Here is a 3,560-nt window from a genome sequence, read left to right as displayed (position 1 = left end):
GCTTTTGGGTTGCCCATACTAACTGTAGTCTATCCATGTGAAAAGCGCTATAAGGTAAAAACATTACTTTATAGAACTCGTTTGAGATCTATATAATTATGGTAGTAAAGTCTTTTCATGCATCAATGAGTGAGGAAAAATCTGAAAAAGGAGTGTTGAATTTTTTGTATTATCTATCCCCACATCTTCCCTCTTCACTTTTTCCCTCTTAATCTCCTGTCTCCTGACTCCTAGCTAAAAAAACTTGATATTTATCAAGATACGATCGGGGGTTCTATAAAGGTTTGACCTTATTTTTAACCTGTTTTTTCCTAAAGCCCAGCTAACCCTTCTGCCTTACCTTCACAATAAATCTCTCTTCTAAACCGAATTTGATATTAGCCCTCAGAAGCCTTCAAAATACTAACCAATTCTGAAATCTCTGTAATGGATTTTATTGCTGTATCTGCCACTAAATTATGAGCATTGGTAGTAGGATGTACGTCATCAAAGAATAAAAAATCATCGGGATTAATTGCTTCAGAAGCTAAGAAACTATCCGTGACATTTACAAAGCCAAAATCAGTAGGGTTAGCAATAATATCATCAATTGTAGTCCTAAAATCAGGGTTAATAATATTAATATTTGGGTCTTGCTCTAATATTTGGGAAGCTGCTTCTAACCCACTATTGTGACTTCCACTTAAGAAGTTTAATCCCTGTTGTAGCTCCGGGGGTAAACTCTGTGCGAATGGAGTCAAAGCTAGATTGGGTAAGTTTGGCAACATAAAATTTCTGGCTCCAATGCTGGCTAGCTTATTTACTGCCACTGACAAATTACCCACACTTGACTGCACACCTTGGGTGCTACCACCTAAATAATCATTTGCACCGGCCCACACCACATACAAAGCATCAGGGTCAGTTTCTGGAGTATCTGCAATAAAATTGTCAATTTGTGTTTGCAGTCCAGCTAAAAGTGGGGGAGTACTTTCTGGCAATAGATTATTGGTATCATTCACAAATCCTGTAGTGGCTCCATTCACTGCAAAATTGAGACTGGGGTTAGATGTTAATTCTAATTGTGGTGCAAGAGTTTCTATCCATAGAGGGCCGTTGCTAATGCGACCTTCAAAATAGGGTGGACTGGGTGGCAATAGACCGCCAGTAGCGACAAAAGCATTGCCTGTATCAGACAAACTATCGCCAAACACATAGATATCGCTGAATAACAAACGTGGCAACCGTCCTTCAAATTGACCAGTATTGAGAAAGTGTTCTGTTGCTGTGAGTGGGGTAGTTACTAATGCTTCAGCAACATCTGGGTAACGGTCTAGATAAAAACTAGTATCCAATAAGGTACTAGGGTCGCGTTGTTCAAATTGACCAAAATTGATAAAGTGTTCTATGGGTGTCAAAACATTTTGTTCTACAGCAGCAGCAACCTCAGGGTTAGTAGCAAGATAGAAATCAGTATTGAAAATAGGATTGGGGTCGCGACTTTCAAATTGACCAAACCTAATAAAATGGAAAAAGCCATCACTTACAGTACCATTGGCGACTGCTTCAGCTACTCCTGGGTAGGTTTCTAGATAAAATTGTTCATCAAATAGTTCGTTGATAGTTAATGCCATTTCAGTTATCAGTTATCAGTTATCAGTACCTCTGCAATAAGGAGGCTTGAAATACGGATTTTTTTTAACTTAGTCAATCCTATCCGTTTTCAGGGAGAGGTAATCTTTAAATGATTCATGATTAAATTTGATGTGGATATAGAAAGTTAGCATTAAAGCGTATATATAGCAATCAGGAATAAGTTGTGAGAATTGAGGTGTTCCTTAAAAGTGTAGAATATAGCAATTATTATATTCATATGATACGTTTTTTTTCTCTTCCCTGTTCCCTGTTCCCAGCTCCGGTGTTCCCTGTTCCATAAAAATTTCCAATATCTCACAACTCAAATCATATTGCTATATAAGTAGTCAGCTTTTTAGTATTTATGAGTAGGCTTGAGAAAGTTTATCCCAAATTTTCTTAGGGAATATTGTTAATAAGAATATGGATTATCACATCAGATAACCCATCCTAAATACCATAAACAAACTTATTTATGTACTTACCGAATAATTAATAATTAATAATTAATAATTAAATAATTCAGCTTTATTAGCCTCTCCTTTCAAGGGGAAAATAAAGAAATAATATTTCCTTATGTTCAATCCTCTCGGTTTTAGCTAGATGTAATTATCCATTATCCATTATCCATTATCCATTGTCAATTAATGAATTTCTTCTTCCTGCAACTACTAATTAGAGGTCAAAAGCACAAAATCAGTTACTTTATCTCCATTGTAAGTCCGCCAATGTTCTGATACTTGAAAAAACTGTTCATTATTTGGAATTTGATTTACAATTCTGAAAATTTCTGAAGTATAATTTTCTTCTTGGCAAGGTTGATTTTTTCTGAGGCTAGCAACTAAGTTTTCCATAAATTTATACCCATCACAAAAGGCATTTGGTGGACAACCCATTTCTCCTTCACTATAAGCTTTTCCAGCAATAGAAATTATGTTGTGATAAAAAGAATATGAGTCCATTTTATCTATATATCTGTGTAATTTCAAAGGTGATGGTGCTATTAAGTAAACATCTTCACAGTCGGGTTCACAATACATCAATTCATCCCAACTTTTATAAGATTGTAGAGTTTCTCCTGACTCTAATTCATAACCTAAAGCAAATTGCATTTCATCTAATAATTCTGTTTCCCAATCTTTTTGAGATATTCGTTCAAGCCAATGATGAATAGTATTATATAGTTCCATTTCTGATAGGAAAAGCAAAGCTTTTTTTACTGCTTCGGTGTGTAGTTGAGTTTTTATTTTCATGACGTTACCTCCTATTTGATATAGTGAATAGACTTTGATTGAATTTCTTTTAGTTAGCTTTTATGAAGGATACCTCCTTCAAAATTAACTATAAATATTTGGCAGTATTTTACTTCTATAAGAAGCAGAAGATGATTATTTTAATTTCCTCTATTAACAGATTTATCCTTTGAAGATTATTCCTATAATACTGAGGAATATCATTTTCTTTCAGTCTGTTATTTCTGTTACTCTCTAGTTGTCACAGAATAACTACTGGTATTGTCGATCCCAATCGGTAAATCCATACACCTAGGTAGGAATTTCTTGTGGGTTAGAAAATTAAATAAGCAATTATACTCTTAGCACACTTTTTAATACTCCTCCGCTGGGAAGGCCCTTTACGACTTTGTATTGTAATATTAGCCTTGATTGGAGAATATTTATCTGCCAAAACTTTTACTATAGTATATAAACAAATTTTTGTAAATCAAAATTTTGGCAGTGTGTATTGATTTTTGATTTTATTTTTTGACCAAAAAATCAGGTCTCGCCCTTTCAAGGAGATGAAAAAAAAATCAACTTCAATATTTCAAGCCTCTGACTTTAGGCAGAGGTACTGATAACTGATAACTGAAATGACCTAGCTGGAATATGAAATATAGCAATGTGCGCTGGCTTGCTTTACAAATTTCAGGAACTGTCCAATAGCTA

General features: G+C 34.6%; 2 protein-coding genes. Both read right to left on the bottom strand.

Features of this window, described 5'->3' with window-relative positions; genetic code table 11:
• Positions 1-377 precede the first annotated feature (377 nt).
• On the bottom strand, positions 378-1,613 hold the full coding sequence (locus AC3DU7_RS28715) for an SGNH/GDSL hydrolase family protein (RefSeq protein ID WP_488042668.1): 1,236 nt from the start codon (positions 1,611-1,613) through the stop codon (positions 378-380).
• A gap of 672 nt (positions 1,614-2,285) precedes the next feature.
• Positions 2,286-2,867, bottom strand: a complete 582-nt coding sequence (locus tag AC3DU7_RS28710; protein ID WP_488042667.1) for a hypothetical protein — start codon at positions 2,865-2,867, stop codon at positions 2,286-2,288.
• Positions 2,868-3,560: the final 693 nt, after the last annotated feature.

The organism is Okeania sp. (genome assembly GCF_983059655.1).
This window is presented reverse-complemented; position numbering and strand designations above follow the sequence as displayed.

Excerpts from the sequence above, each read along its gene's own strand:
- AC3DU7_RS28715 (WP_488042668.1), bottom strand. The coding sequence starts at position 1,613 with ATGGCATTAACTATCAACGAACTATTTGATGAACAATTTTATCTAGAA.
- AC3DU7_RS28710 (WP_488042667.1), bottom strand. The coding sequence starts at position 2,867 with ATGAAAATAAAAACTCAACTACACACCGAAGCAGTAAAAAAAGCTTTG.